The sequence below is a fragment of the Desulfobulbus rhabdoformis genome, from assembly GCF_016919065.1.
In the GTDB taxonomy this organism is placed as follows: Bacteria; Desulfobacterota; Desulfobulbia; order Desulfobulbales; family Desulfobulbaceae; genus Desulfobulbus; species Desulfobulbus rhabdoformis.
Window position 1 is genome coordinate 1 of record NZ_JAFFQA010000134.1, and the last position, 1,020, is coordinate 1,020.

Annotated in this window: 1 protein-coding gene; it reads left to right on the top strand. The window is 51.4% G+C overall.

Going from position 1 to position 1,020, the window contains the following annotated elements:
• The coding region (locus JWJ90_RS22750; protein ID WP_205229503.1) for a transposase at positions 1-1,020 on the top strand (1,020 nt) is incomplete at both ends.

The window sequence follows — 1,020 nt, forward strand, 5'->3', positions numbered from 1 at the left end:
AAAATCTGATGCAATCCTTGGATGACGAACTTGTCGATCGTTACCTGGGCAAAAAGCAGGAAGCTGTTTTTGCAGTGGTCAAGCCATCGGAATCCCATGCAACTCTAAGCCAGCTGGCACAAGACCTGTACTACCTGATTAACAAATTCAACAACATCAGTGCCACAGAGTCCATGAGCAGCTTTAAGCTGCTTGTCCGCCTTTTCCGGGAGCAATGTATTACCCAGGAGCAGGATGGAGAGAAGGTTGCCGTGGCAAAGCCCAATAAAAATGTTCCATCCGATTCACTGCAGAATCCCTCTGACCCGGATGCCGGTTACAGCGGGCATAAGGGTAAGGGCTACCAGGTGCAAGTCATGGAGACATATGATCCTGAGTCCTCTGAGGACTCCCTTTCTCTGATTACCTATGTCGAGGTTGAGTCCGCAGACAGAAGTGATGCCAATGCCCTGATACCAGCCCTTGAACAGAGTGCGGAAAAAAATATGGCCCCCCGGGAACTGCTGGCCGACTCCCTTTATGGTAGCGACGATAATTGCGAACAGGCCAAAGCAGATCATGGGGTGGATCTTATCGCCCCTGTCATGGGTAATACGCCAAAGGGGCTTGGCCTTGAAGATTTCATCCTCGATGATGACGGTTACATCATTACCTGTCCCCTGGGCTGTTCACCTGTTAAGATGAATCACAAGAAACGATTCAACGCGGCATTTTCGCTCAGTGACTGCCAAGGGTGCCCTCTGCAAGATGACTGTCCAGTGAACCCCGGCAAGAAGGCAGCATATTTAAGATACTCGGCAAAAGATGTTCGTCTCGCATCCAGGCGCCGTTATGAAAAAACCGATGCATTTCTGGGCAAGTATCGCTACCGGGCTGGCGTGGAAGCCACCATGTCAGAGTATGACCGGAGGACCGGGGGGAAAAAACTCCGGGTGCGGGGTATGAAAGCCGTCAGCTTCGCAGCGGTCCTCAAGGCTATAGGTGTGAACATTCGCAGGGCTGCAGTGTTCCGTAAAAGAA